The sequence below is a fragment of the Bradyrhizobium sp. LVM 105 genome, assembly GCF_003957705.1.
GTDB lineage: Bacteria > Pseudomonadota > Alphaproteobacteria > Rhizobiales > Xanthobacteraceae > Bradyrhizobium > Bradyrhizobium frederickii.
Genome location: NZ_QZMV01000030.1, coordinates 1 through 24,951 on the forward strand (window position 1 = coordinate 1; position 24,951 = coordinate 24,951).

Here is a 24,951-nt window from a genome sequence, read left to right on the forward strand (position 1 = left end):
TTTTAGGAAGGGAAGATACTCATGATCAAGTTGATCCATCCTGTCGCTGGCGCCTTGGCTATCGCAACGATCGGCACTTTCGACGGTACTCAGCGAGCTGTTCGCGTCCCATCGACGTTGAAACGGTTCCCCCGGCCGACAGCGCCGAGGCGTTCTCATGATCCAATAGAGGAGCGCGCTATGTCCTGGAAGTGGAAGCCGAGTTGGTACATCTTGGGCGGCAAGGCCAGCATCGTGCAACCGGCCCTTCAATGTCTTGTCACAAAACGCTCGACTGTCCTTAAGATCGACGGCCGCCGCGCCCCCAAGCGGGCCCAGCCCGACCTGGTACTCGATCTGATCCGCAAGGCTGCAAACGCCCTTCTGCACCTAAGGCCGCGCAAGGTGCATCGCAGCCGGTTCAGCGAACCAAAAGGAAATCCGCGCAAGGCGAAGGGCGAAGCGCCATTGCAGACGTCAGCAGAGGTTGTGCGCACCTATAGTGCTGTCGTCGACGCGCTCACAGCCGCGATTCTCAATGCAGAGGCCGCCTTAAACTGGTTGGGCACTCAACCGCCAGATCTGGAAGAAGCCCGGCGAGCACTTAGTACTATCGCTAAGGACGGTAAGCGAGCAGGCGAAATTATCGCTCGACTTCGAGCGCCGAGAGCTATCGCTGAAAGTTGGTGACGGCGGGAATCGGAAAGGCGGCATATCGTGGGGGTGCTTGACGCCTCCACTTCTCCACCGAAGGAACGATATGCCGTGTCCAACGATAGCGTCATCCAGCTGATTCAGCCAGGAATCTTCGACGATCAACTCACAGAAGTCTTGCGCAACGGGGCACGTGCCCTTCTCGCCAAGGCGGTCGAGGCCGAAGTCGCAGACTTTCTCGGCCAGCATGCCGATTTGAAGACCGCGGACGGCCACCAGCGCGTCGTGCGCCACGGTCAAAGGTCTCCACCGGATCGAAGTCCAGGATAGCAAGGGCAATCCAGACCAGGCTGTCCTTGAAATCCGGTATCGTAAAATCCGTATTCTGCCACCGATAGGTAAGCAGTCGCGGTATCCAGCTTTGACTTTGACCGTGATCCACGCTGATGAAAGAGGAGCGCCAAAGAACAGAAAGAAGATTGAATGGAAACTCCTGACCGATCTTCCAGTGCAATCGCACGGGGATGCGATCGAGAAACTCGAATGGTATTCCTTGCGATGGAAGATCGAGGTCTTCCACAAGATACTCAAATCCGGCTGTAGGGCAGAGGACTCGCAACTGCGGACCGCTCAGCGATTGACGAATCTGATCTCGGTATTCTGCATTGTGAGCTGGCGCATTTTTTGGATGACGATGCTTAACCGTTCAGCACCAAATGCCTCACCGGAGTTTGTGCTGACCAAAGGTGAGATCCAATTGCTTGATCGGCTCGTCAAAGACAAGAATCCAGTCAGCACACAACGAAAGACATTGTCGCATTATCTCATCAAGATCGCCAGGCTCGGCGGCTATCTCGCCCGTGCCAACGATCCGCCACCAGGGAATCTGATCATGTGGCGCGGATGTCGCGATTCATCGATATCGCAACGGGAGCGACACTCTGACTCAAAAATGTGGGTAATCGTAAGCTTCATCGTATGCGTACCGTGCTTGCGCTTGAGCTCGCGGTGCACGGTCGTCCAATCAGGTTCGGCGATGCGGCGGTGACCCTGCCGGTTGCCATTGCCGGTCTTGGCGAACAGGCAAAGTTCCAGGGCCGCGTCCGTGAGCTCGTCGGGCAACGGCCAGGTCAGACCCGCGGCCTCGAACCGCCGGATCGCCAGCCGCACCGTCGAGGGCGCAGCTCCTACCCGTCGCGCAATCTCGCGGCTCGGCAGCCCGGCCGCCTTCATCCTGATCACATCGCGCACACGGCGCATCGCAAGCCTCTCCGTCGGCATCCAGGGTCCCCCTTCGCAAAGCCGAAAGGGTTGACCTATGGGAGCCAGAAGAGGCCTCGTCACCCGGGCGACATCATCTCGGAATGGGTGGGCGACTTCAAATCGGAATGCTGGGCGACATCGAGCGGAATCCACACGCGGTTTGCTCATCGCCTTCCCCAATGCCGACGACCCGCCGTCAGGGAATCACGAATCGCTCAAAAGCAAAATCCCAAAACGCAAGAAAGCATGGCCCAACACCCAGCTTTCCTGCAAAATCGAATACTTTATCGTGACAACTTCTGCCTATCTCTCAGGTCAATCCGCATTCTTCACGGACGACCCTTTAGCACTTGTTCTGCTGGCGCTTTGCCCGGTCCGGATTTGGCTTCAACTTCGCTCCTGGTGGCTACCATGAACCAGAAATCCTCCCTCCGCAAAACCATTCAATTTGTCTCACAGAGACCTGACGGCGAACAGCCGTGTGGTCAATCTCGAATCACGGCTTGAATGTCGTTTTTGCTGCTGCGGTTGCTGGCGCTGTCCAGAATCCGCAGTAGACCGCTCGTCTCAGAAGGCCCACAATAGGACGCTGGGTTCGATCAGTATCGTCCCTTCATCAAATAGGCGAGCATCTCACCCTTTCCTTTCAGTTCGACTGCGCCGCGTTCGACGAACAGGAACTGGTCTTTCAGCAATTTTCTGACATGGGCGGATACTTGGATCTCGCCGGGGAGGCCGCGTGACTCCTTGCGCATGATGGGAAGTCACCGTGAAGGCCATGAGCTGCTCGAGCGACATGCCGTCCTCGGCATAGATCTCGAGCAACGCGGGCGAGACCGCGGCGAGGCGCAGGCGCTGCTTCACCACGTTGACCGAGGTGAAGAAGGCGGCGGCGATGTCCTCCTCGGTCTGGCCCCTCTCGCGCAGAGCCTGGAAGGCACGGAATTGGTCGAGCGGGTGAAGCGGTGCGCGCTGGATGTTCTCGGCGAGCGAGTCGTCCTCGGCGAGAATGTCGGTCGCGGGATCGCGCACGACGCAAGGCACCAATGCGGGTCTTGGCGAGGCGCTTCTGCTTTACGAGAGCTCCAGCGCGCGGTACCGGCGCCCGCCGGCCGGTATCTCAAAAATGCCAGTCTCAGTGCCTTCGGAGTCGAGGACCGGCCGCACGTTGATGCTTTGGAGCAAGGTACGCCGAGCGATGTCCTCGGCCAACTCCTCGATGGAAATGCCGGCCTTTACGCGCCGGTCGTTTGACTGGCTGAGCACGAGCTTATTGAAGGGAATGTCGAGCGAGGACGAGAGGGTGATCTTCTGAACGGTATTCGCCATGGGTGATACTCCGCGACGGGCGGCCCAAAGACTCTCCTCTGGGCCTCCAACCCGTCACGAAGCGCAGCACCGCCCTCTTCCTCTGAGGGCAGCACCGGCCAACCGACGATCAGGAAAAACGGAAAGGCACGAAGCCGGAGACACGCCGTTCCGCATCTCAGGCTTTCCGGGTATCAGGCTGCGCGGTCGAGCAGCTTTTTCGCGCGCGCCTCCAGATCGAGACGTGCGTCCTGATGGGTCTTGCCCCGCGCAACCGCTGTGATGCCTTGCACGAAATCGAAGACGCTCTCGGGCTTGCGTCCTTCCTCGGACAGCACCGTTTCGATGAACTTCGCTGTCTCAGTCTTCGAGAAGCCGCGCTTGCGCAGGAACTCGCTACGGTCGTCGTCGGTGCGGGCGACGATCATTTCTCGCGCGGCCCTGATGCCATTGACGAAGGGGCATTGATTGGGAATTGGCAAAGCTCGTCAGCGCCGGCACCGCCTCGTGCGCGAAGCGTGAGGCGGCGTATTTGGAGTGGCGGATGGTGATCTCCTCGAAATCCTCTACACCCCAGAGATTGCTGTTCTGGCAGACGGCGCGGAGATAGAAGCTCGCCATCCCGAGTGTCTTGGCACCCACCTCGGAATTCCAGCAGTAGAAGCCACGGCGAGCCATCACGCAGCCGGCCGGCCTCGATCGGGTTGAGGTCGTCGACCAGGAACAGGAAGACGTCGCGGTTCGACGCGTAGAGAGTCGTCGTATCCTCGCTGATGTCGACATGCGGATTATAGACGCCGGTCGACCAGTCGAGCACGCCCGGGACTTTCCAGCGCGTGTCGCCCGAGCCATTGCCGGCGATGCGCTGAACGGCCGCCACGAGTTCGTGGTCAAAAATGCGCCCGTATTCGGGCCCCGTAACCGCGCGAAGATCGACGCGACCGTCTTCGATCTCGAGCGTCTTGACCTGCTCGCCTCGATGAGAGCTGAGGCCAAATTGGAGATTGATGCCAGCGAGCGGCGCCGGAAGCTGCCGGAGGTAGGCGGCCGGCGCGCCGACCAGGCTCGCGAGTTGGCCGAAGCTCCAGTGGGTCGGTGCGATAGGCGTATCGGAGCCGGGCAACGTTAGCACCAGCCGTTCCGCGTCGTTACGATCCGCCTCGACGCGGATCGCTGCGCTCTCCACCGTCCGGGTCCGGCTATGCGGGTCCGTCCGCGCACGGCGGCATAAAGGTCCGACAGGGACAGATAGCGCTCGTCCGCCGGCCGCGAGAACCACTCCGAGGATACGCGGCCAACGCTCACCGCGGGTCAGGTCCACCTTGTAGCCGCCGATGCGGTCGCGGCCCGTGCTAAGAACTTCGACTTGGGTCATGGGTCGTCTCCATGACGGGCGCCGGAGGCCTCTTCTCCAGCCCTCAACCCGTCCCGGAAAACCCGGTCAGCGCCCTCACTCTTTCGGGAGCATTGCGGGAACTCGGATGCCAGGGGAAGGCGTTCCCCCTCAAGTGACCTAGATTGTCCGAAATTTGTATACCTATTTCGGACAAGAAACTTGCCCTGTGTCCGAAAAAGAGCTGCAATTTTCGGACATGAACAGCCACCCGCCCGACCTCAAGACCGTCATGCTTGACCGCATCCGTGCGGACGCGCCGCGGAAGGTCTGGACGCCCAGTGACTTCGTCGACCTCTCCTCGCGGGACGCCGTTGATAAGACGCTGCAGCGGCTAGCGAATGCCGGAACCCTGAGGCGGATCGATCGCGGGCTCTACGATCAGCCTGGCTTCAACAGGCTCACCCAAAAACCTAACCCTCCCGATCCGCGCTCGGTCATCGACGCAGTCGGAAGACGCGACCGAACGCGGATGCTTGTCGACGGCATAACCGCGGCGAACGATTTGGGTTTGACTGACGCCGTCCCGGCCAAAATCGTGGTGCACACCGAGGCGTGTCGTCGCGCGATAAAGCTTGGTAACGTGACGATCACCTTTCGTCCGACCGCAGCCAGCAAGCTATTCTGGGCCGGGCGACCGGCCATGCGCGTTGTCCAAGCGCTTCATTGGCTGCGGGATCTCTTAACACGAGAGGGCGAGAACGATCAGGTCGAGCGCAAGCTCGCCAGGCTTTTCGAGGGTCCGACAGCGGGGCCGCTGCTCAAAGCCGATCTCACCGCCGGCATGTCGGCTCTTCCGACATGGATGCGGGTGTTTCTCAAACCGCTCATCGAAACCGATGCTGGCCTTGGTCGCCGGCATAACGATGATGATCGTGATGATGCTAATCATGCTGGCGGTGATCATGATCGTCATCGACAAGGAAGAGGCGACGGTGATGATGGTCAGCGTCACCCTGCCGTCGCACGTCCGAAGCCGAAACCACGCTCCACGCGGAAGAAGCCAACCGCCAATCGCGCGGCACAACTCGGAGGGTGTAGGCATGAACCCGGCTTTCGATGAGGTTCTCGTGGCCGGGTCGGGGCTGCGCCTCGGTACGGCATCCCAGAATATCGAGAAGGACTTTTGGGTCTGCTGGACGCTGGATGCCTTATTCCATGGCCTGAAGACGGGAGGACCGCGCCTCCTTTTCAAAGGCGGAACATCCTTGTCTAAAGGGTTCGGTCTGATCAATCGTTTCTCCGAAGATATAGACGTAACGGTGTTTCGGGATGATATCGGCGAGCCGGCGACCATCGAGGAGCTTGACGCGCTCAGCGGCAAGAAACGTCGGGAGCGGCTTGATGCAATCAAGGACGCCTGCAAAGCTTACATTAATGGCTCGCTGCGCGCTGAGTTGACGCGGATCCTCCAGCATCGGCTTCAGGCTGCCGGCCTCGATGCCGGTGCAGCACGCGTGGAAGCCGACGAGGCCGATCCCGACGGGCAGACGCTGTTGATCTGGTATCCCGCGGCGACACCGCGGTCGGATTATGTGCGGGCGGCGATCAAGATCGAGTCAGGCGCAAAATCCGCGCTCGACCCAAATAGCGATGTGCCGATAACGCACCTTCTGGGACAAGGTCGTCATCCTCCATGGGTTGCGCCGCTGGTTCGACCAGCGCGGCGAGCTGCGCGGCGGCGGTCAACGCGTGTCCCGTCACTACTACGACCTGCACCAGCTAGTTCGGGACCCGATCGGAGAAGCCGCTATGGCTGACACAGAGCTCGGCGCGGACTGCGTCGGCGCATGCCCGCATGTTCTTCAATCGACCGGACTTTGATCTTGCGAGTGCGGCGCCCGGTTCGTTCGCGCTGGCCCCACATGACGCGATGATCGACCAGTTGCGCGTCGATTACAGAGCCATGAAAGGCATGATCTTCGGCGAACCGCCAAACTTTGAAGCTGTGCTCGCCAGCATCAGTTCGCTCGAAGCTCGCCTGAATCAGAACGGAGGGGGCCAACGAGAGGCGCGATGAAGCCATAAGCGTCCACTCCGACGAATTGCGCCCGCTTTTCCTGAGGCGCGCGCCGCGCCGATAAATGACGCTCGGTATCAAGGGAAGTACTAAGAAATTAGCCCGAACCGATGCTCCCTTTGTCTGACTGCCCGCGAGGCTAATGCGAGCGGGTCGCCGAGCGCAGCGGAAGCCTCCCTGCCCATCAACTCGTCGCCGTCACGCGCAAGTATTTTTACTCCGCTCTGCTTAGCAGATCTGCTCCCGCCCACGACCACCATCGCGGGAGTGCGCTAACGCTCGATCCCCGGCATTGATGTATCTGAAGAATCTCATTTTCATTTGCCGCTGCAGCGGCCAACATGAATTGGCTCACAGCCCGCAGATCGAGATTTAAGCGAGCGCTTCAAAAAGGGCAAAATTCATGCGCCATCCTGATCCTGCAATGATCCCGGTCGGGTTGTGGCCACAGCCAACGGAAGCTGTGGCCAAAGGACGATCTAGATCGGATTGTCGCGCCGGCGAAGGTCATGAAACCACGGAAAAGGGACGGGAGGGATCGAGCCTGGAATCAAGCGCTGCAAATGATTGCCGCCCGGCTGTCGCGCGGGCCGGCACTTTACGTTAACATCCGCTGGCCAGCTTGTAATGCGCACCCGAATCCGATCGCCTCGGGAGCAAAGGGCGATCATCCGACCGCTTGACCCTTCCCACCCTCAGAGCTGGGACAATCCCGATAATGAGGAAATTTGGCTTGAGCTGGCGCGCGCCATTGGGCGACAGATTGCACGGGACGAAAAGGATGTCACGGGCAGCCGATAGGGGAACGGCATGACGGCAGGGTCACCCAAAATGAGAGCCGTACTATACGCCCGCTATTCCAGCGACATGCAAAAGGCGACCTCGATTGACGGTCAGCTATTGCTCTGCCGAAAGGTCGCCGAACGCAATAACCTAGATGTCATCGATGAATTCGTCGATGCCGCAAAGTCTGGTCTTACCGAAGATGCGCGGGACGGCTATCAACGATTGCTAAACGGTGTTCGAAACCATGACTTTGACGTGGTCATCGTTGAGCATTTCGACCGCTTGTCGCGCGATCCCGCAACGATCCAGCGCCTAAAGCAGGTTTTCGAGTTCAACGGCGTTGAGCTGATGGATCAGAAAGGCATTTACGCCACCGCTACCGATATCAGCATCGCAAGTCTCTATAACACGATTTACAAACCGCAGCTTGCCGACAAGGTTCGGCGCGGCCATGACAACGCTGTCGCTAACGGAAAAATTCCGGGCTCATACGCGTATGGCTATCGGCCGAGGCCTGGTGCGCCCGGCGAGCGCCTGATCGATAAGAACGAAGCAAAGATCGTACTCCGCATCTTCAAGGAATATGCTTCGGGCCGTTCAACCCGAAATATTGCAGCTGACCTCTCCCACGAAGGTGTGCCCTCGCCTGGCGCCACCCGTCACAAGGACAAGGCCGGTCGCACCACTTGGAATCATCAGTGCATCACTGGCGGTCGTCATGGTCGCGGCATTATCGGCAACGAGTTGTATATCGGCGAGATACATTGGAACGTTCGCTCGACAATTCTCAACCCGGAAACGCAGAAGAAACAGAAGCGCCGCAATCCGGAAGAACGGCACATCATCGTCAAGAATCCCGAGCTACGGATCATTCCGCAAGCACTCTGGGATACGGTGCAGAAGGTTCGCAGCGCGCGCGCTGTCCATATGTTCGGGCCGACCGGCAAGCCGCAGCGCCGCTCAATGATTCCGCGCAACAATGAGCACCCGCTTGCCGGTGTCCTCCGGTGCGGCGTTTGCAACGGCCCTATGCGAATTGCGCAATCGTCCCGGAATGGCGCGCCGCGCGCCGCATGCGCCAACGCGCATCAGCGAGGCACCTGCGAGCACACCCGTAGCTTTGACATGGACGTTCTACTTGAGGATGTTTCCGTCAAGATTGACGTGAAATTGCTTTCGCCAAAAGCCATTGAAGAGGCGATGAGTGCTTGGCAGGAGGAACGCAAGAAAGATCGAAAAAAAGTTAGCGAACGCACCAATCTCGAGCGTCGACGCCGTACGCTAACTGCCGAGATAGAGCGCCTATCATATGCCATCGCAAACAGCCGTCGTAAACCCGATGAGCTGCTCAAGCGGATCGATGAGTGCGATATGGAGCGCGAAAACGTTGATGCGCGCTTGCGGCTGCTGGGCAACGGCAGCGAGAACGTGAGCCCGTTTGACCACCCGAAGTTCGGCGAGCTTTACCGTTCGGAAGTTAAAAAATTGCTCACCGCGCTCAAGATAAATTCGAAAGCGATCGAAACCCGCGTCGCCTTCCGTAACTTGATTGACTGCATTTTGGTGCATCCAGTTCGCAAGCGGATGCCCTACGAATATACGCCCTACCTGAAAAGTGCCGCCCTTTGCGGCATGAAGCTTTTCCCGGAAAACCGACGCAAGGGAGAAAAAATCGACATGTTGGCCTACTACGATAACGGCAAATCAGGGAAGTCCGTGTCCTCGTAATAGACGCGGACCTGCATGTGATGGCGGCCGTCGCGGATCTCGCCGTCGAGATGAGCTGTCACGTCGCGAGCCTCTTCGCTTGTCGCTAACCGGCCCGTTTTTGCGCAAAAACAGCCGGCGGCGCAAGCGGAGCTAGGACACAGCCGGCCCTGTCCTTCCCAGCGTCACCTCGACGATCTCGGGCGGCACGCCGACTCGGACCGGCATGATGCTGCAACCGAGGCCGCCGGAGACGATGAGATCGCATTTCAGCCTGATATGGCCATAGGCGAGCCGGATGCCCTGCTGCTTTGCGACGGCGGGGGACCAGCCGAGCAGGCGGACTTGGCCGCCATGGGTATGGCCGGACAGTTGCAGCGCGACGCGCGCGGGCACGCGCGGCGCGATATTGGGCTCATGCGCCAGCAGGATCACAGGCGCATCGTCGGTGACCTTGGCGAGCGTGGCGTCGAGATCGTCGGCGCCGAAGTGCGCCATGCTGCGTAAGCGCCGCGCCGGCAGGAAGGCCAGCTGATCACCCAAGCCGGCGAGCCAGAATGGGCGGCCGTCCTTGGTGAGGCGAACCGCGTCGTTCTCGTAGACAGGAATGCCGGCTGCTTCGAGCGCACGATGCGCCATCGTCGGCCCGCGCCCCGTGCGCTGCACGGTCTTGTCGTCCCAATAATCGTGATTGCCCATGACGGCATGGACGCCGAGCGGCGCCTTGAGACCGGCGAGCACCCTCGCCCATTCCCTCGACGGAATGAAGCGCGTGACATGGTGAAGACCGGCGACATAATCGCCGAGCAGCACGACGAGGTCGGCGTTCAGCGCATTGGTGCGCTCGACGATGCCCTCGATCCGCTCCAGCGACATCCAGGGATCGCAGGCATGGATATCGGCGATGGCGGCGATCTTCAGCGGGAAATCCGCCGGCCATTGCCGCGGCTTCGGATGATAGCGGGTGACGCGGAGCCGCAGCACCGGCTCGACGCCGACGCCATAGGCGGCTGTCGAGACACCGAGGACGGACAGGCCACCGATGGAACGAATGAAATGACGACGCGTGATCATGGAAATCCGATCGAGATGCGCCTTCTTGATGCGGTCCGATTGGAGCGGAATTGGGGTGCGCTCGTGCAGATCGTCTGCACGAGATGACCGGAAATTGATGACAGAAGGTGCTAGGCTCGCGCAGGTCAGTCGTCGCTCTCGTCCGTCCCGAACAGGCCGAACTGTGCCGCAGCATCGCGCGAGGGCTCGGCGATGCCGAGATGGCGGAAGGCATGCGAGGTGAGCAGGCGGCCGCGCGGGGTGCGCTGGAGATAGCCGCACTGGATGAGATAAGGCTCGATAATGTCCTCGATCGCATCGCGCGGCTCGGACAAGGCGGCGGCCATGGTCTCGACGCCGACCGGGCCGCCGCCATAGTTCGTCGCGATGGTCGAGAGATAGCGGCGGTCCATGGCATCTAGCCCAGCGGCGTCGACCTCGAGCGCGCTCAGCGCGTGGTCGGCGATCTTGCGGTCGATCTTGTCGGCATCGGCTGCGGAGGCAAAATCGCGCACGCGTCTGAGCAACCGCCCGGCGATGCGCGGCGTGCCGCGGGCGCGGCGCGCGATCTCGTTGGCGCCGTCAGAGGTCATGCCGACATTGAGCACGCGCGCGCCGCGGCTGACGATGCTCTCCAGCTCCTCGATCGTGTAGAAATTCAGCCGCACCGGAATGCCGAAGCGGTCGCGCAAGGGATTGGTGAGCAGGCCCGCGCGCGTGGTGGCGCCGACGAGCGTGAACTTCGACAGCTCGATCTTCACCGAGCGCGCCGCCGGGCCTTCGCCGATGATGAGGTCGAGCTGAAAGTCCTCCATCGCGGGATAAAGCACCTCTTCCACCGCCGGGCTCAGGCGATGGATCTCGTCGATGAAGAGCACGTCGCGCTCTTCGAGATTGGTGAGGAGCGCTGCGAGATCGCCCGCCTTGGCGATGACAGGGCCCGAGGTGGCGCGGAAGCCGACGCCGAGCTCCTTGGCGACGATCTGTGCCAGCGTGGTCTTGCCGAGGCCGGGGGGGCCTACGAACAGCACGTGATCCAGCGCCTCGCCGCGCTTGCGCGCCGCCTCGATGAAGATCGAGAGATTCTTGCGCGCCTGCTGCTGTCCGACGAAGTCGGACAGCGATTGCGGACGCAACGCGGTATCGCCGACATCGTCGCTGCGGCGCTCGGGAGAGACCATGCGGTTGGCCTTGGGATCGCTCACTTCGAGAGCTCCTTCAGGCCGAGCCGGATGAGCTGCGCCGTCTCGGCGGCTTCACCCGCGCTGCGCGAGGCCGATGCAATCGCCGCAGCAGCCTGTGGCTGGCCGTAGCCGAGATTGACCAGCGCGGAGATCGCATCGGCAACCGGACGTGGTGCGCGCTGATCGTCGACGGCACCGGCAAGATGCACCACGGCGGGATCGACATTGGCGAAGGCCGGCGCCTTGTCCTTCAGCTCGGTGACGATGCGCTCGGCGACCTTGGGGCCGACGCCGGGCGTGCGCGCCACCGCCGCCTTGTCGCGCAGCGCAATCGCATTGGCGAGATCGGCCGGCGCCAGCGTGCCGAGCACGGCGAGCGCGACCTTGGCGCCGACGCCCTGCACGGTCTGGAGCAGGCGAAACCATTCGCGCTCCTGGTCGGTGCGGAAGCCGAACAGTTTTATTTGATCCTCGCGGACATAGGTCTCGATCGACAGCACGGCGGCCTCGCCCGGTGAGGGCAGATGCTGCAGCGTGCGCGAGGAGCAGTGCACCTGATAGCCGACGCCGCCGACGTCGAGGATGACGAAATCCTCGCCGTAGGAATCGATCAGGCCTTTGAGCTTGCCGATCATATGGATTCCTCGAATGCGGCGGGCACTTCTCTCTCGCCATGGCCGGGCTCGTCCCGGCCATCCACGGCCTTGGCTTCAGCGAAAAAGATCGTGGATGCCCGGGACAAGCCCGGGCATGACGCCGGGAAGTCGTCGTACCCGCTCATAGTCCCGCCACCTTCAGCCTGAGCGCGGTGCTCTGGCGGTGATGGGCGTGGGTGATGGCGATGGCGAGCGCGTCGGCGGCGTCGGCTGACGGCGGCTCGGCCTTCGGCAGCAGGATCTTCAGCATCATCGCGATCTGGGCCTTCTCGGCGTGACCGGCGCCGACGACGGTTTTCTTGACCTGATTGGGCGCGTATTCGGCGACCGGGATGCCGAACATTGCGGGCGCCAGCATGGCGACGCCGCGGGCCTGGCCGAGCTTCAGCGTCGCGACGCCGTCCTTGTTGACGAAGGTCTGCTCGACCGCGGCTTCGATCGGCTGATGGTTCGAGAGCACGGCCGCGAGCCCGTCATGAATCGCGAGCAGCCGGCTCGCCAGCGGCAGGTCGTTCGCCGGTTCCACCGAGCCGCAGGCCACATAGATCAGGCGGTTGCCGTCAGCCTCGATCACGCCCCAGCCGGTGCGGCGCAGGCCGGGGTCGATGCCGATGATGCGAACGGGGCCACGAATCGGGAGCGCAGTCATGGGCCAGTGATAGCGGCTGGCCGCCGGAAGCGAAACAGAAACAGAACAGAAGTAACAGGGGAAAGGGGGTCTCGTGCCTCGGGCGCAGCGCGGCACGCAGTGCTGCGCTGCTGAGCCGGGGTCCAGCAGGCGTCTGGACCCGGAGAAAGAGGGGTCCCGGCTCTGCGCAGCAGCGTTTCACGCTGCAGCGCGTCCGGGACACGCGAGCCCTACCCGCCCATCTTCGCCATCAGCGCGTCCGACACCTCGAAATTGGCGTAGACGTTCTGGACGTCGTCGTGCTCGTTGAGCAAGTCCATCAGCTTGAGCAGCTTCTCGCCGGTCTCGTCGTCGACCGCGACAGTGTTCTGCGGCTTCCAGATCAGCGCGGCCTTACGCGGCTCGCCGAACTTTGCTTCCAGCGCCTTGGCGACGTCGCGATAGCCTTCGGTCGAGGCGTAGATCTCGTGGCCGCCTTCGCCGGAGACGACGTCGTCGGCGCCGGCCTCGATCGCGGCATCGAGCACGGCGTCGTCGGAAGCGACGCTGCGGTCGTATTCGATGATGCCGGTGCGGTCGAACATGAAGGAGACCGAGCCGGTTTCGCCGAGATTGCCGCCGGACTTGGTGAAGAAGGAGCGGATGTCGGAGGCGGCGCGGTTGCGGTTGTCGGTCAGCGCTTCGACGATGACGGCGACGCCGCCGGGGCCATAGCCCTCGTAGCGGATCTCGTCATAGTTCTCGCCGTCGCTGCCGAGCGCCTTCTTGATGGCGCGCTCGATATTGTCCTTCGGCATGTTCTCCTGCCGCGCCGCGATCACGGCCGCGCGCAGACGGGGGTTCATGGCGGGGTCGGGGGTGCCGAGCTTGGCGGCGACCGTGATTTCCCGCGCCAGCTTGCCGAACAGCTTCGACTTCTGGGCATCCTGCCGCCCCTTGCGGTGCATGATGTTCTTGAATTGGGAATGTCCGGCCATGCGTGGTCTCTTGGAAAATCGTCAGCCAAAGGTGAGCGTGGGAAGCGCGGCCTTATAGGCCGCCACCCCACCGGAATCAAAGGGATCTGCTGCTCCAAGGTAGCACTGTAAAGATAGCCGCCGTAACGGCCGGCGCCTAGAGATCGGGCATTGTTAACCCTGATTTCATTCCAGCCTGCGAAAATAGCGCCCGACCGTTCCCCGACAAGAGAGAACTGATGGCGTTCGGACTATTTCGGAAGCGTCTGCCGGACCAGGCTGCGCCCGCGACCGCCCCGGCGGCTCCGCAGCCGGCGGCCCATTCCGAGCCGGCCCCCGCAGCCGAGACTGATTCGGCGCGGGAAATCCTGGAGCTGCTGGAACTCGAGCTCGGCGCCATGATCCGCCAGCTCGAACGCGCCGCCAATTCGGTGGCCGGCGGCGCCGAGGCGACCGCGGCGACGCTTGCCGCCATCCGCGACCGCACCGATGCCCTGACCGGCCGGACCAATGCCGCGCAATCGACCGCCTCCACTTTCGCCCATGCCGCCGACAAGTTCACCCAATCCGCGCTGGGAATCGGGGCGCAGGTTCGCGAGGCCGGCAAGCTCGCCGACGAGGCCAGCGCCGCGGCGCAGGAAGCCCGCGCCAATGTCGACCGCTTGCGCGAATCCTCTGCCGCCATCGGCAACGTCGTCAATCTGATCGCGCAGATCGCGCGGCAGACGACGCTGCTCGCCCTCAATTCGACGATCGAGGCCGCACGCGCGGGCGCTGCGGGAAGAGGCTTTGCGGTCGTCGCGACCGAGGTCAAGGCGCTCGCGGTGCAGACGCAAAGCGCGACCGAAGAGATCACAAAGAAGATCGACGCGCTCCAGCGCGACGCCGCCGGCTCTGCGGATGCCGTGCACCGCATCTCACAGGCGATCGAGGCGATCCGCCCGGTCTTCGAGACCGTCAACGGGGCGGTTGCCGAACAGAACGCCACCACCAGCGAAGTCTCCGGCAATGCCGCGAGCGCCTCGGAGTTCATCGTCTCGGTCGGCGAGAGCGCGGCCGAGATCGATGCCGCGACCAAGGCGGCCGAGAGCCACGGCGAGAACGTGGCCAGTGCCGGCAAGGCCGTCACCACCTTCGCGCAAAAGCTGAAGTCGCGTTGCGCCGTGCTGCTCCGCCAGAGCGAGCATGACGATCGCCGCAAGACCGAGCGGCTGCCCTGCCATCTCAAGTTCGAGACCACGCGCGGCGTGATGCCGGTCTATGAAATCTCGATGGACGGCGCGCTGATCGGCGGCGCGGACGCCAGCCGTCTCGCACCGCAAGCGATGATCGAGGGCACCCTCGAAGACGTCGGCGCCTGTCGCCTGCGCGTGATCGAGCAGTCCAAGGCCGGCGCCCACGCGCAGTTCGCCGGCCCCGATGCCGAGCTCCGCGAAAAGATCGAGGACAAGCTCTGGTCGATCCACGAGGAGAACACCGAGTTCGTCACCCGCGCGATGGAGGCGGGCAACGCGCTGACCAGGATCTTCGAGCAGGCGGTTGCGCGTGGCGAAGTCAGGATCGACGACCTCTTCGACACCGACTATGCCGAGATCGCCGGAACCAATCCGCAGCAATACCGCACGAAATATCTCGACTGGGCCGACCGGGCCTTGCCGCCGTTCCAGGAAGCCTTTCTGGCGAAGGACCAGCGCATGGCGTTCTGCGCCATGGTCGACCGCAACGGCTTCCTGCCGGTACACAACAAGATCTATTCGCATCCGCAGCGGCCGGGCGACGTCGCCTGGAATACGGCCAACAGCCGCAACCGGCGGATATTCAACGATCCGGCGGGGCTCGCCGCCGCGCGCAACCTGCGATCGTACCTGGTCCAAACCTATGCGCGCGACATGGGCAATGGCACCACCGTGATGATGCGCGAGATCGACGTCCCGATCCGCGTGCAGGGCCGGCACTGGGGCGGATTCCGCACCGCCTACAAACTCTAGTGCACGCTCAGGCAAGACGCCGCCCCCGAATCATCCTCTAAGTCGCCGCTGGAATCGGAATGCCGCGGGAGGGCCGGCGAACGGCTCTGATTGGAGGAAGCCCAGGACATGTCCGCCGCACAACTTGCAGTATTGGACACCGCATCCAACCGCACGCTCGCCGAACGGCTGATTGATCAGCTCGCCGACCGCATCGGCGGCCTCGGCGTGGAGCTCGCCGATATCGCCGGCAACGTCCAGGAAGTCGCAAACCGCGTCGCCAACCAGTCGGAACGGTTCCATCATCTTCAGAAGACGGCCGAGACGATGGTCTCGGCCAACCACGACATCGCCAATGCATCGCAGGCCGTGCAAACCACCACGTCAGCGGCGGTCGGCGAGATCGCGCAGTCGCGCGGCGCCGTCGACACCGCGGTCAGCCACATTTCCGAGCTCGTTGCCGCGGTGGAGCGGATCGAGGCGCGCCTCAGCGCGGTCGGCTCGGCGCTGGCGCAGGTCGCCAAAGTGTCCGGCTCGATCGAGGCGATCGCCAAGCAGACCAATCTGCTCGCGCTGAACGCGACCATCGAGGCCGCTCGCGCCGGCACTGCCGGCCGCGGCTTCGCGGTGGTCGCAAGCGAAGTGAAGAACCTCGCGGAAGCCACCCGCCAGGCCACGCATCAGATCTCCGACACCGTGCGCGATCTCGACGGCCAGATCGAAGGCCTGATCGGCGAGAGCAGCGACGCCTCCCAGCGCGCCAAGACCGCGGGCGAAGGCGCCCAGCAGATCTCCGGCATCATCTCGCGCGTTCAGCAGGGATTCGCATCCGTGGAAGCGGAGATCGGCAGCGTCACGCGCGCGGCGACCTCCAATCTCGGACATTGCGACACCGTCATCAGCGAGCTCAACGAGCTCGCCAGGGGCGTCGATCTCTCCTCGCGCGATCTCAAGAACGCCGACGAGCGGGTGGCCAAGCTGCTCGACACGTCCGAAGGCCTGATCGCGCTGATCGCCGACAGCGGCGTCGAGACCTCGGACACGCCGCTGATCCGCGTGGTGGTCGACACCGCGAGGCGGATATCGGCCGAGTTCGAAGCCGCCATCGATCGCGGCGACATCGCGCTCGACCAGCTGCTCGACGAGACCTATCGCGAAATTCCCGGCACCGATCCGAAGCAGTACCTCACCAACTACGTCGAATTCACCGACCGCGTGCTGCCCGCGATCCAGGACCCGATTCAGAAATCGGATCCGCGCATCGTCTATTGCGTCGCCTGGGCGCGGAGCGGCTATCTGCCGACCCACAATCCGAACTACCGCCTGCCGCAGGGCAAGGACCCCGTCTGGAATAACGCCAATTGCCGCAACCGCCGCCTGTTCAACGACCGCACGGTGAAGAAGGTCGCAGGCAACACCAAGCCGTTCCTGCTCCAGACCTACCGCCGCGACATGGGCGGCGGACAGTTCGTGCTGATGAAGGACCTGTCCTCACCGATCATGATCCGCGGCAAGCACTGGGGCGCCTTCCGGATGGGCTTTCGGCAGGGCTGAGGGCTCTCGCGACGGCGCTCCGGCATGAAAAGTGCGAAAACAACCCCATGCACAGTAGGCGGGGTAAATGGAATCAATAGCTTACACCGACAAGCCACGACGCGCTTTCGCGCTACGCGCGATCGCCCCCTCCCTTGAGGGAAAGCTTTCACCAAAGGTCGTCATGCCCGGGCTTGTCCCGGGCATCCACGTTCTTCGTGCCATGTGGCCAGCCGTGGATGGCCGGGACAAGCCCGGCCATGACGCTGTGGGTACTGTCGGTGCTCCGTCTAGCTCAACCAGAATTTCGGCGTCGCCGGCTCCAGTCGTCCACCGACGCGCACGGGCGCGATCTTCAATGCGAGTCCCGTCGTATCATCCGTTTCCACCGCCACACCGCTCAGCGTTGCCACGCCTGCCGCCGGTTCGAACCGCCCCGACGGAATGCCCGACGTGAACCTCCGCAGCGGCTCTTCCTTCTGCATGCCGATGATGGAATCGTAGTCGCCGGTCATGCCGGCATCGGTCATGTAGGCGGTGCCGCCCGACAGGATCTGGTGGTCGGCGGTCGGCACGTGGGTGTGCGTGCCGACGACGAGGCTGGCGCGGCCGTCGCAGAAGAAGCCGATGCCCTGTTTCTCGCTCGACGCCTCGCAATGGAAATCGACGACGATGGCGTCGGCAGCAACGCCGAGCGGACAGGCCCCCAACTCGCGCTCCAGTGCGGCGAAGGGATCGTCGAACGGGGTCATGAAGACGCGGCCGAGCGCGTTGACGACGAGCGCGTGCTTGCCGTTCTTGGTCTCGACCAAAGCGGCACCGCGGCCGGGCGTGCCGCGCGGATAGTTGGCCGGACGCACCAGGCGCTCGGCGCGCTCGATGAACACCAAGGCTTCGCGCTGGTCCCAGGAATGGTTGCCGAGCGTCACCGCGTCGGCGCCGGCATCGAGAAACTCCTGATAGATCGCCTCCGTGATGCCGAAGCCGCCGGCGGAATTCTCACCGTTGACGACGACGAAATCGAGCGACCAGTCCCTGACCATGCCGGGCAGATATTCGGCGATGGCATTGCGCCCGCTACGGCCAACGACATCACCCACGAAGAGAATGCGCAACTTCAGGACTCCGGAAATCGAACACGTCCGATTCCGTTAGCACATAATCCAGCGCCACGTCGTGCGATAGTGCCGGAACCGCCTTGATCTCCTGCGCTGCAAAAGCCAGCCCGATGCCGACGATCTGCTTGGTTTTGCGCAAATGCGCGAAGGTGAAATCGTAATGCCCGGCACCGTAGCCGATGCGATGGCCGAGACGATCGAATGCGGCGAGCGGCGTCAGCATGACGTCCGGAATGACTTCAGCGGCCGCCGGCGACGGCTCGGGAATGCCGAGCGGGCCGAGCATCAGGCGGTCGTTCGGATGGAAGAGACGGAAGATCAGCGACTGGCCGCGCGCGGTGACGCAAGGCAGCGCCAGCTTCGCGCCCTGCTCCGCAAGCGCCTTCATCAGCGGCATCGGATCGATCTCGCTGCGGATCGGCGAATAGCCTGACACGATGCTGCCGGGCAGCAGCTCGAACGGCAGCCCGCGCTTGGCGAGCTTCGCGGCGGCGGCAGCGCGCTTCTTCTCGCTCAGCGCGTCGCGCGCCGCCAGGGCTTTGGCGCGGAGTTCGGCTTTGGTGTTCGACATCTGCGCTTGCTCCGAACGCGGAGCCTTGCTCCGCTGTCATCGTCCGCGCATGCGGACGATCCAGTATCCCAGAGGCGGTGGTGAATCACACAAAGGCCGCGGCGTACTGGATGCCCCGCCCCGTGCGCAACTGCGCACTCGGGGGGCATGACACCTACTGAACTTGCCGCAGTCTTTTCGACAGACACGGACCGAAAAGCAAACAGTGCGAAGCCGCGTACGCCGTTGAAGCACTCGATCCCGGAGTTCCCTACGAAAGTAGGTGGGCACCATATGTCCGGGCCCACGGGCCCGGCCAGGGACAGTTCCCTAAAGGATCGATAAGGCCCCGGGGATATATGGCTCCTGACGCGCGTCGCAGCCTCGCCTGGGCAATGTAACAACGATACTGACGAAGTGCCAGTGCGGTGAAAAGCGAGCCTCGGCCGAGCCACGGCGGAAGTGTGCTCCCTCCCCCGCTTGCTGGGGAGGGTTGGGGAGAGGGTGTCTCCGCGACGGGACAATCCCCTAGAGGAGAGAACCCTCACCCGGCGCTGCGCGCCGACCTCTCCCGCAAGCGGGAGAGACCCGTTGCCCGCGGCCAAACCGACTACAACAATAGGCAACCTCTTCTGCTGCGCCTACCCGATCGCAATCCCATTGCCGACGGTCCGGTTCAGGACCTGGGTCGATTTCTCGATGCGCTCGGCCGCCGCGTTCAGCGCGTTGACCACGGCGGTCTGCGTCAGCCGCGCCCGCTCGACGGCGGCGTTGCGGAAATCCCTGAGCTCGGTCAGTTCCTGCTCCATGGAGCGAACACGGTTGCCGGCGTCGACCAGCTCGTCGCAGACGGTGAGCGCGGCCATCACGGTGAGGCGCGCATCGCCGATCTCGCCAAATTTTCCGCGCAGCGACTGGATCCGCGTCTCCAGGCTCTCGGCGAGCTTGAGCAGTCGCACCTCCTGGCCCTCCTCGCAGGCCATGCGGTATTGCCGGCCATTGATGGTGACGTTGATGTGGCTCATCCATCCTCTCCGGTATCGAGCACCGAGCGTATCGTGACGATCGCGGAATCCAGCCGGTCGGAGATCTCGCGGTTGGTGCGCTCGAGCTTGCGCGCCTTCACCAGCGCGCCATCGAGTTCGTCGGCAAGCCGCGAACGGTCCGCACCCAGCGCCTGAATGCGCGCCGCGAGCTCGTTCTCGTCGCGATCGGCATCGCGCCGCCGCTCCACCGCGCTTTCGAGCGCGTCGAGCGCCGCCATCAGCCTGCGGGTCGCGATCTCGATCTCGACCGCGGAGGACTCCGTCATGGCGGCACTGTTGGACACGCGATCGTTCATGTAGTCAGCGGTGGAACCTGGCGGCCTTTGCCCAGTGGCCTTTTCCTGGGGCTTGCCGCCCGGCAAAAGACTCGGTTCGGCAAGCGGTTAGAAGCAGAAATTTACGTGGCAAGCTAGCCAAGCGCAACGCCGCCGCGAAACTATGCACCGATCAATCGGACCGACGTCATCCCGATCCGTCAGTTCCGCCGCGCCCGCGCCTCGCGGAAAACCGATCTCCACAGAGGCAACTTTTGCGGCCAAATCAGCGTTTGACTGCCTTGGACTCCCGGAACCGAGGTGCTATCCCAGCCCCGACCTTCAGTGGCCGCCAGGCTCCTTCCCGCGCGGGCGTACATCGCCTCCAAGCGCCTCATTTCAGACGGATTTCAGACATGACGCAGGTCGATCACACCCGTATGGCCAACGCGATCCGCGGCCTTTCGATGGACGCTGTCGAGAAGGCCAAATCGGGTCATCCCGGCCTGCCGATGGGTGCCGCCGACATCGCCACGGTGCTGTTCACGCAGTTCCTGAAATTCGACGCCGCCGCGCCCGCCTGGCCCGACCGCGACCGCTTCGTGCTCTCGGCCGGCCACGGCTCGATGCTGCTCTATTCGCTGCTGTATTTGACCGGCAATGCCGAGATGACGCTGGACCAGATCAAGCAATTCCGCCAGGTCGACTCGCTCACCCCCGGGCATCCCGAGAATTTCCGCACCAGGGGCATCGAGACCACGACCGGTCCGCTCGGCCAGGGCATCTCGACCGCAGTCGGCATGGCGCTCGCCGAGAAGATGCTCGCTGCCGAGTTCGGCAAGAAGATCGTCGATCACCACACCTACGTGCTCGCCTCTGACGGCGACCTGATGGAAGGCGTGTCGCAGGAAGCGATCGCGATGGCGGGGCACTGGAAGCTCAACAAGCTGATCGTGCTTTACGACGACAACGGCATCTCGATCGACGGCCCCACCTCGCTCGCCGATTCCGTCGACCAGGTGAAGCGCTTCAAGTCCGCCGGCTGGGCCGCCGAAAAGATCGACGGCCAGGATCAGGCCGCGATCGCCGACGCCATCACGCGCGCGAAAAAATCCAACAAGCCGACGCTGATCGCCTGCCGCACCACCATCGGCTTCGGCGCGCCGAACAAGGCCGGCACCTCGAAGGTGCATGGCGAGGCGCTGGGCGCCGACGAGCTCAAGGCCGCCAAGGAGAAACTCGGACTCTCGCTCGAGCCGTTCGCGGTCGCCGAGGACGTACTGAAGGCGTGGCGCGCGGCCGGCAGCCGCGGCGCCGCGGCACGGCAGGAATGGGAAGCACGGCTCGGTGAGCTCGGCAGCCGCAAACGCGCCGAGTTCGAGCGTCGTCTGCGCCATGAGCGTCCGGCTTCGCTGGCCAAGGCGCTGAAGGCACACAAGAAGGAGCTGCTCGAGAAGCCGCTGACGGCGGCCACGCGCAAATCGTCGGAGGCGGCGATCGAGGCGATCGCGGCCGCCATGCCGATGGAATTCCTGGCCGGCTCGGCCGACCTCACCGGCTCCAACAACAACAAGGCGAAGTCGGCGACCGCCTTCTCCGCCAAGACGCCGAAGGGCCGCTTCATCCATTACGGCATCCGCGAGCACGGCATGGCCGCCGCGATGAACGGCATTTTCCTGCACGGCGGCTTCGCGCCGAACGGCGCGACCTTCCTGGTGTTCACCGACTATGCACGGCCTGCGATGCGCCTTGCCGCTTTGATGGGCTCCGGCGTCGTTTACGTTATGACCCATGACTCGATCGGGTTGGGCGAAGACGGCCCGACCCATCAGCCGGTCGAGCATCTCGCCGCGCTGCGCGCCATCCCGAACATGCGCGTGTTCCGTCCGTGCGATTCCATCGAGGTCGCCGAGTGCTGGGAGCTCGCGCTCAACCGCGTCGACGGTCCGACCGTGCTGGCGCTGACGCGCCAGAATCTGCCGCAGCTGCGCACCACCGCACCGAACGACAATCCCTGCGCGGCCGGCGCCTACGAGCTGGTCGCCGCCCAGGGCGACGCCAAGGCGACGCTGTTCGCCTCCGGCTCCGAGGTCGAGATCGCGGTCGCCGCCCAGAAGCAGCTCGCCGAACGCGGCATCGCCTCTCGGGTGGTCTCTGTTCCCTCGCTCGAGCTGTTGTTAGCGCAACCAGAGGCCAAGCGCGCGGCCATCATCGGAAATGCGCCGGTGAAGGTGGCGATCGAGGCTGCCGTGCGCTGGGGCTGGGATGCCGTGATCGGCCAGGATGGCGAATTTATCGGCATGCATTCCTTCGGCGAAAGCGGCCCTGCAAAGGAGCTTTACAAGCACTTCGGTATTACCGCCGAGGCTGCGGTTAACGCTGTGCTGAAGCGCGTTTCCTGAGAGTTGAGCTTGCCGCAAAAAAGGACTACGTAATCCCTCATATGATCAAGCACCGCCCGGCCGAACCGGGCGCCCGCCCCTAAAAAAACCCTCGCAGGCGCGCATAGCGCGTTGTGCGGGATGACAACGGTCATTGAAGGAGACGAAACATGGCAGTCCGCGTCGGAATTAACGGTTTTGGCCGCATCGGTCGCAACATCCTGCGGGCTATCGCCGAGTCCGGCCGCAAGGACATTGAGGTCGTCGGCATCAACGACCTCGGTCCGGTCGAGACCAACGCCCATCTGCTTCGTTTCGACAGCGTCCATGGCCGCTTCCCCGGCACCGTCACCGTCGACGGCGACTCGATCAACCTCGGAGGCGGCAAGATCAAGGTGACCGCCGAGCGCGATCCCTCGAAGCTGCCCTGGAAGGATCTCGGCGTCGACATCGCGATGGAATGCACCGGCATCTTCACCTCGAAGGACAAGGCATCCGCGCATCTGACCGCCGGCGCCAAGCGCGTGCTGGTCTCCGCGCCCGCCGACGGCGCCGACGCCACCATCGTCTACGGCGTCAACCACGAGACGCTGACCAGGGATCATCTGGTCGTCTCCAACGGAAGCTGCACCACCAACTGCCTGGCGCCGATTGCCAAGGTGCTGAACGACCTCGTCGGCATCGAGACCGGCTTCATGACCACGATCCACGCCTATACCGGCGACCAGCCGACGCTCGATACGATGCACAAGGATCTCTACCGCGGCCGCGCGGCCGCGATGTCGATGATCCCGACCTCGACCGGTGCGGCGAAGGCGATCGGCCTCGTGCTGCCCGAGCTGAAGGGCAAGCTCGACGGCGTCGCGATCCGCGTGCCGACCCCGAACGTCTCGGTGGTCGACCTCAAGATCGTCGCCAAGCGCGCCACCGACGCCAAGGAGATCAACGCGGCGATGAAGCGCGCCAGCGAGCAGCAGCTCAAGGGCATCCTCGGCTACACCAATGCGCCGAACGTCTCGATCGACTTCAACCACGACCCGCACTCCTCGACCTTCCACGAGGACCAGACCAAGGTGCAGAACGGCACGCTGGTGCGCGTGATGTCCTGGTACGACAACGAGTGGGGCTTCTCGAACCGCATGGCGGACACCGCCGCCGCGATGGCGAAGGTGATCTAAGGATCTGGTGCGTTCTACTTGCACCGTCATTCCGGGATGGTCCGAAGGACCAGACCCGGAATCTCGAGATTCCGGGTTCGCGCTCCGCGCGCCCCGGAATGACCTTCTGAAGGCCCGGGACAAGAGAGCCCTGAGATGACCAACAAATTCCGCACCCTCGACGACATCGACGTGAAGGGCAAGCGCGTGCTGCTGCGCGTCGATCTCAACGTGCCCATGGACAATGGCCGCGTCAGCGACGCGACCCGGCTCGAGCGCGTCGCGCCGACCATCACCGAAATCTCGGACAAGGGCGGCAAGGTCATCCTGCTCGCGCATTTCGGCCGGCCGAAGGGGCGCGATGCCAAGGACTCGCTCAAGCCCGTCGCCGAGGCGCTGTCGAAGGTGGTGAAGAAGCCGGTTGCCTTCGCCGACGATTGCATCGGCGAGCCCGCGGCCAAAGCCGTCGCCGGTCTGAAGGATGGCGACATTCTCTGCCTCGAAAACACCCGCTTCCACAAGGAAGAGGAAAAGAACGATCCGGCCTTCGTGGCGGAATTGGCAAAGCTCGGTGATATCTGGGTCAATGACGCGTTCTCGGCCGCGCACCGCGCCCACGCCTCGACCGAAGGTCTCGGCCACAAGCTGCCGGCCTATGCCGGCCGCACCATGCAGGCCGAGCTCGACGCGCTGGAGAAGGCGCTGGGCTCGCCGACCAAGCCTGTTATCGCCATCATCGGCGGCGCCAAGGTCTCGACCAAGATCGACCTGCTCGAAAACCTCGTGACCAAGGTCGACGCGCTGGTGATCGGCGGCGGCATGGCCAACACCTTCCTGCACGCGCAAGGCGTTGCGGTCGGCAAGTCGCTGGCCGAGAAGGATCTTAGCGCCACCGCGCTGCGCATCATGGAGAAGGCGGACGCCGCCAATTGCGCCATCATCCTCCCCGTGGACGCCACCGTTGCCTATCACTTCGCCGCCAACGCGCCCTCGCACGCCTATGGGCTCGACGCGATCCCGGCCGACGGCATGATCCTCGACGTCGGCCCGCAATCGATCGCCCGCGTCCACGCCGCGATCGACGACGCGGCGACGCTGGTCTGGAACGGCCCCCTGGGCGCGTTCGAGATGCAGCCGTTCGACCGCGGCACGGTCGCGGCCGCCAAGCACGCTGCCGAGCGCACCAAGGCCAAGAAGCTGATCTCGATCGCGGGCGGCGGCGACACCGTCGCGGCGCTCAACCAGGCCCATGTGGCCGGTGACTTCACCTATGTCTCGACCGCCGGTGGCGCGTTCCTCGAGTGGATGGAAGGCAAGCCCCTGCCCGGCGTCGAGGTGCTGCGCGTCAAGTAACTCAA

19 protein-coding genes, 1 other RNA gene and 6 pseudogenes are annotated in these 24,951 nt (G+C 63.5%); 11 read left to right on the forward strand and 15 right to left on the reverse strand.

The annotated features are described in order from the left end of the window. The first annotated feature begins 21 nt into the window (after nucleotides 1-21). From D6B98_RS37025 to D6B98_RS37035, 3 genes and pseudogenes are all read left to right on the forward strand, one after another. A complete protein-coding gene (locus D6B98_RS37025) occupies nucleotides 22-669 on the forward strand; it encodes a hypothetical protein (RefSeq protein WP_126261891.1) in 648 nt (215 codons plus the stop codon). Nucleotides 670-744: 75 nt separating this feature from the next. After that, a pseudogene (locus D6B98_RS37030) lies at nucleotides 745-930 on the forward strand (IS256 family transposase); the annotation flags it as partial. A 16-nt stretch (nucleotides 931-946) separates the two neighbouring features. Continuing rightward, a pseudogene (locus D6B98_RS37035) lies at nucleotides 947-1,489 on the forward strand (transposase); the annotation flags it as partial. On the opposite strand, the gene D6B98_RS42065 reads toward D6B98_RS37035, so the two are convergent. The 4 genes and pseudogenes from D6B98_RS42065 to D6B98_RS37055 all read right to left on the reverse strand — a co-directional run bounded on the left by D6B98_RS42065 (nucleotide 1,483) and on the right by D6B98_RS37055 (nucleotide 4,579). Further along, nucleotides 1,483-2,064, reverse strand: coding sequence for a helix-turn-helix domain-containing protein (locus D6B98_RS42065; protein WP_430642534.1), 582 nt, complete (start codon nucleotides 2,062-2,064; stop codon nucleotides 1,483-1,485). The pseudogene D6B98_RS37035 and the gene D6B98_RS42065 sit on opposite strands and share 7 nt — an antisense overlap. Nucleotides 2,065-2,495: 431 nt before the next feature. Further along, nucleotides 2,496-2,651 (reverse strand): adenylate/guanylate cyclase domain-containing protein, encoded by a 156-nt coding sequence (locus tag D6B98_RS42070; protein ID WP_126261892.1) that lies wholly within the window; start codon nucleotides 2,649-2,651, stop codon nucleotides 2,496-2,498. Then, nucleotides 2,644-3,225 (reverse strand): annotated as a pseudogene (locus tag D6B98_RS37050) (ParB/RepB/Spo0J family partition protein); the annotation flags it as partial. The pseudogene D6B98_RS37050 and the gene D6B98_RS42070, both read right to left, overlap by 8 nt. A 173-nt stretch (nucleotides 3,226-3,398) precedes the next feature. Next, a pseudogene (locus tag D6B98_RS37055) lies at nucleotides 3,399-4,579 on the reverse strand (DUF932 domain-containing protein). 154 nt (nucleotides 4,580-4,733) lie between these two features. Here D6B98_RS37055 and D6B98_RS37060 point away from each other — a divergent pair. The 3 genes and pseudogenes from D6B98_RS37060 to D6B98_RS37070 all read left to right on the forward strand — a co-directional run bounded on the left by D6B98_RS37060 (nucleotide 4,734) and on the right by D6B98_RS37070 (nucleotide 9,131). Beyond that, nucleotides 4,734-5,660 carry a DUF6088 family protein gene (locus D6B98_RS37060; protein WP_235885232.1) on the forward strand — a complete coding sequence of 309 codons (927 nt, stop codon included), beginning with the start codon at nucleotides 4,734-4,736 and terminating at the stop codon, nucleotides 5,658-5,660. After that, nucleotides 5,641-6,617, forward strand: a pseudogene (locus D6B98_RS37065) (nucleotidyl transferase AbiEii/AbiGii toxin family protein). Before D6B98_RS37060 ends, D6B98_RS37065 begins: the two are co-directional and overlap by 20 nt. Nucleotides 6,618-7,427: 810 nt before the next feature. Then, nucleotides 7,428-9,131, forward strand: a complete 1,704-nt coding sequence (locus D6B98_RS37070) for a recombinase family protein (RefSeq protein ID WP_126261893.1) — start codon at nucleotides 7,428-7,430, stop codon at nucleotides 9,129-9,131. Here the strand turns inward: D6B98_RS37070 and D6B98_RS42075 are convergent. The 6 genes and pseudogenes from D6B98_RS42075 to D6B98_RS37100 all read right to left on the reverse strand — a co-directional run. Continuing rightward, nucleotides 9,113-9,193: pseudogene (locus D6B98_RS42075) on the reverse strand (acyl-CoA thioester hydrolase); the annotation flags it as partial. The gene D6B98_RS37070 and the pseudogene D6B98_RS42075 sit on opposite strands and share 19 nt — an antisense overlap. 70 nt (nucleotides 9,194-9,263) lie before the next feature. After that, on the reverse strand, nucleotides 9,264-10,184 hold the full coding sequence (locus D6B98_RS37080) for a metallophosphoesterase (RefSeq protein WP_126261894.1): 921 nt from the start codon (nucleotides 10,182-10,184) through the stop codon (nucleotides 9,264-9,266). A gap of 125 nt (nucleotides 10,185-10,309) precedes the next feature. Continuing rightward, nucleotides 10,310-11,368 (reverse strand): Holliday junction branch migration DNA helicase RuvB, encoded by a 1,059-nt coding sequence (gene ruvB / locus D6B98_RS37085; protein WP_126261895.1) that lies wholly within the window; start codon nucleotides 11,366-11,368, stop codon nucleotides 10,310-10,312. After that, nucleotides 11,365-11,982: a Holliday junction branch migration protein RuvA gene (ruvA, locus tag D6B98_RS37090; protein ID WP_126261896.1), complete on the reverse strand. Its 618-nt coding sequence runs from the start codon at nucleotides 11,980-11,982 to the stop codon at nucleotides 11,365-11,367. The genes ruvB and ruvA overlap by 4 nt, the downstream gene beginning before the upstream one ends. A gap of 142 nt (nucleotides 11,983-12,124) precedes the next feature. Beyond that, complete coding sequence (ruvC, locus tag D6B98_RS37095) at nucleotides 12,125-12,652, reverse strand: crossover junction endodeoxyribonuclease RuvC (protein ID WP_126261897.1); 528 nt, start codon at nucleotides 12,650-12,652, stop codon at nucleotides 12,125-12,127. A 209-nt stretch (nucleotides 12,653-12,861) separates the two neighbouring features. After that, nucleotides 12,862-13,608 carry a YebC/PmpR family DNA-binding transcriptional regulator gene (locus D6B98_RS37100; RefSeq protein ID WP_126261898.1) on the reverse strand — a complete coding sequence of 249 codons (747 nt, stop codon included), beginning with the start codon at nucleotides 13,606-13,608 and terminating at the stop codon, nucleotides 12,862-12,864. A gap of 218 nt (nucleotides 13,609-13,826) precedes the next feature. Here D6B98_RS37100 and D6B98_RS37105 point away from each other — a divergent pair, with 218 nt between their 5' ends. After that, entirely contained in the window at nucleotides 13,827-15,575 is a 1,749-nt protein-coding gene (locus D6B98_RS37105; RefSeq protein WP_164719115.1) for a methyl-accepting chemotaxis protein, read from the forward strand. Nucleotides 15,576-15,683: 108 nt separating this feature from the next. Further along, nucleotides 15,684-17,108, forward strand: a complete 1,425-nt coding sequence (locus D6B98_RS37110; RefSeq protein WP_126261900.1) for a methyl-accepting chemotaxis protein — start codon at nucleotides 15,684-15,686, stop codon at nucleotides 17,106-17,108. 269 nt (nucleotides 17,109-17,377) lie between these two features. Here D6B98_RS37110 and D6B98_RS37115 read toward each other — a convergent pair whose 3' ends face one another. The 5 genes from D6B98_RS37115 to D6B98_RS37140 all read right to left on the reverse strand — a co-directional run bounded on the left by D6B98_RS37115 (nucleotide 17,378) and on the right by D6B98_RS37140 (nucleotide 20,097). Then, nucleotides 17,378-18,202, reverse strand: coding sequence for a TIGR00282 family metallophosphoesterase (locus D6B98_RS37115; protein WP_164719116.1), 825 nt, complete (start codon nucleotides 18,200-18,202; stop codon nucleotides 17,378-17,380). After that, nucleotides 18,180-18,776: a 5-formyltetrahydrofolate cyclo-ligase gene (locus tag D6B98_RS37120; protein ID WP_126261901.1), complete on the reverse strand. Its 597-nt coding sequence runs from the start codon at nucleotides 18,774-18,776 to the stop codon at nucleotides 18,180-18,182. Before D6B98_RS37120 ends, D6B98_RS37115 begins: the two co-directional genes overlap by 23 nt. 206 nt (nucleotides 18,777-18,982) lie before the next feature. Further along, a non-coding RNA gene (ssrS, locus tag D6B98_RS37125) (6S RNA) lies at nucleotides 18,983-19,143 on the reverse strand. 253 nt (nucleotides 19,144-19,396) lie between these two features. Continuing rightward, nucleotides 19,397-19,780, reverse strand: a complete 384-nt coding sequence (locus D6B98_RS37135; protein WP_126261902.1) for a cell division protein ZapA — start codon at nucleotides 19,778-19,780, stop codon at nucleotides 19,397-19,399. Then, nucleotides 19,777-20,097 carry a DUF4164 domain-containing protein gene (locus tag D6B98_RS37140; protein WP_018318703.1) on the reverse strand — a complete coding sequence of 107 codons (321 nt, stop codon included), beginning with the start codon at nucleotides 20,095-20,097 and terminating at the stop codon, nucleotides 19,777-19,779. The genes D6B98_RS37135 and D6B98_RS37140 overlap by 4 nt, the downstream gene beginning before the upstream one ends. A 374-nt stretch (nucleotides 20,098-20,471) precedes the next feature. Here D6B98_RS37140 and tkt point away from each other — a divergent pair, with 374 nt between their 5' ends. From tkt to D6B98_RS37155, 3 genes are all read left to right on the forward strand, one after another. Next, nucleotides 20,472-22,457: a transketolase gene (gene tkt, locus D6B98_RS37145; RefSeq protein ID WP_126261903.1), complete on the forward strand. Its 1,986-nt coding sequence runs from the start codon at nucleotides 20,472-20,474 to the stop codon at nucleotides 22,455-22,457. A 149-nt stretch (nucleotides 22,458-22,606) separates the two neighbouring features. After that, nucleotides 22,607-23,614: a type I glyceraldehyde-3-phosphate dehydrogenase gene (gap, locus tag D6B98_RS37150; RefSeq protein ID WP_126261904.1), complete on the forward strand. Its 1,008-nt coding sequence runs from the start codon at nucleotides 22,607-22,609 to the stop codon at nucleotides 23,612-23,614. Nucleotides 23,615-23,749: 135 nt separating this feature from the next. Next, nucleotides 23,750-24,946 carry a phosphoglycerate kinase gene (locus D6B98_RS37155; protein ID WP_126261905.1) on the forward strand — a complete coding sequence of 399 codons (1,197 nt, stop codon included), beginning with the start codon at nucleotides 23,750-23,752 and terminating at the stop codon, nucleotides 24,944-24,946. The last annotated feature ends 5 nt before the right edge of the window (nucleotides 24,947-24,951 follow it).

What these genes read in the sequence shown, in the direction of transcription:
- D6B98_RS37025 (WP_126261891.1), top strand. Translation starts at nt 22, where the DNA reads ATGATCAAGTTGATCCATCCTGTCGCTGGCGCCTTGGCTATCGCAACG.
- D6B98_RS42065 (WP_430642534.1), bottom strand. Translation starts at nt 2,064, where the DNA reads ATGAGCAAACCGCGTGTGGATTCCGCTCGATGTCGCCCAGCATTCCGA.
- D6B98_RS42070 (WP_126261892.1), bottom strand. Translation starts at nt 2,651, where the DNA reads ATGCGCAAGGAGTCACGCGGCCTCCCCGGCGAGATCCAAGTATCCGCC.
- D6B98_RS37070 (WP_126261893.1), top strand. Translation starts at nt 7,428, where the DNA reads ATGACGGCAGGGTCACCCAAAATGAGAGCCGTACTATACGCCCGCTAT.
- D6B98_RS37080 (WP_126261894.1), bottom strand. Translation starts at nt 10,184, where the DNA reads ATGATCACGCGTCGTCATTTCATTCGTTCCATCGGTGGCCTGTCCGTC.
- ruvA (WP_126261896.1), bottom strand. Translation starts at nt 11,982, where the DNA reads ATGATCGGCAAGCTCAAAGGCCTGATCGATTCCTACGGCGAGGATTTC.
- ruvC (WP_126261897.1), bottom strand. Translation starts at nt 12,652, where the DNA reads ATGACTGCGCTCCCGATTCGTGGCCCCGTTCGCATCATCGGCATCGAC.
- D6B98_RS37100 (WP_126261898.1), bottom strand. Translation starts at nt 13,608, where the DNA reads ATGGCCGGACATTCCCAATTCAAGAACATCATGCACCGCAAGGGGCGG.
- D6B98_RS37105 (WP_164719115.1), top strand. Translation starts at nt 13,827, where the DNA reads ATGGCGTTCGGACTATTTCGGAAGCGTCTGCCGGACCAGGCTGCGCCC.
- D6B98_RS37110 (WP_126261900.1), top strand. Translation starts at nt 15,684, where the DNA reads ATGTCCGCCGCACAACTTGCAGTATTGGACACCGCATCCAACCGCACG.
- D6B98_RS37120 (WP_126261901.1), bottom strand. Translation starts at nt 18,776, where the DNA reads ATGTCGAACACCAAAGCCGAACTCCGCGCCAAAGCCCTGGCGGCGCGC.
- D6B98_RS37135 (WP_126261902.1), bottom strand. Translation starts at nt 19,780, where the DNA reads ATGAGCCACATCAACGTCACCATCAATGGCCGGCAATACCGCATGGCC.
- D6B98_RS37140 (WP_018318703.1), bottom strand. Translation starts at nt 20,097, where the DNA reads ATGAACGATCGCGTGTCCAACAGTGCCGCCATGACGGAGTCCTCCGCG.
- tkt (WP_126261903.1), top strand. Translation starts at nt 20,472, where the DNA reads ATGACGCAGGTCGATCACACCCGTATGGCCAACGCGATCCGCGGCCTT.
- gap (WP_126261904.1), top strand. Translation starts at nt 22,607, where the DNA reads ATGGCAGTCCGCGTCGGAATTAACGGTTTTGGCCGCATCGGTCGCAAC.
- D6B98_RS37155 (WP_126261905.1), top strand. Translation starts at nt 23,750, where the DNA reads ATGACCAACAAATTCCGCACCCTCGACGACATCGACGTGAAGGGCAAG.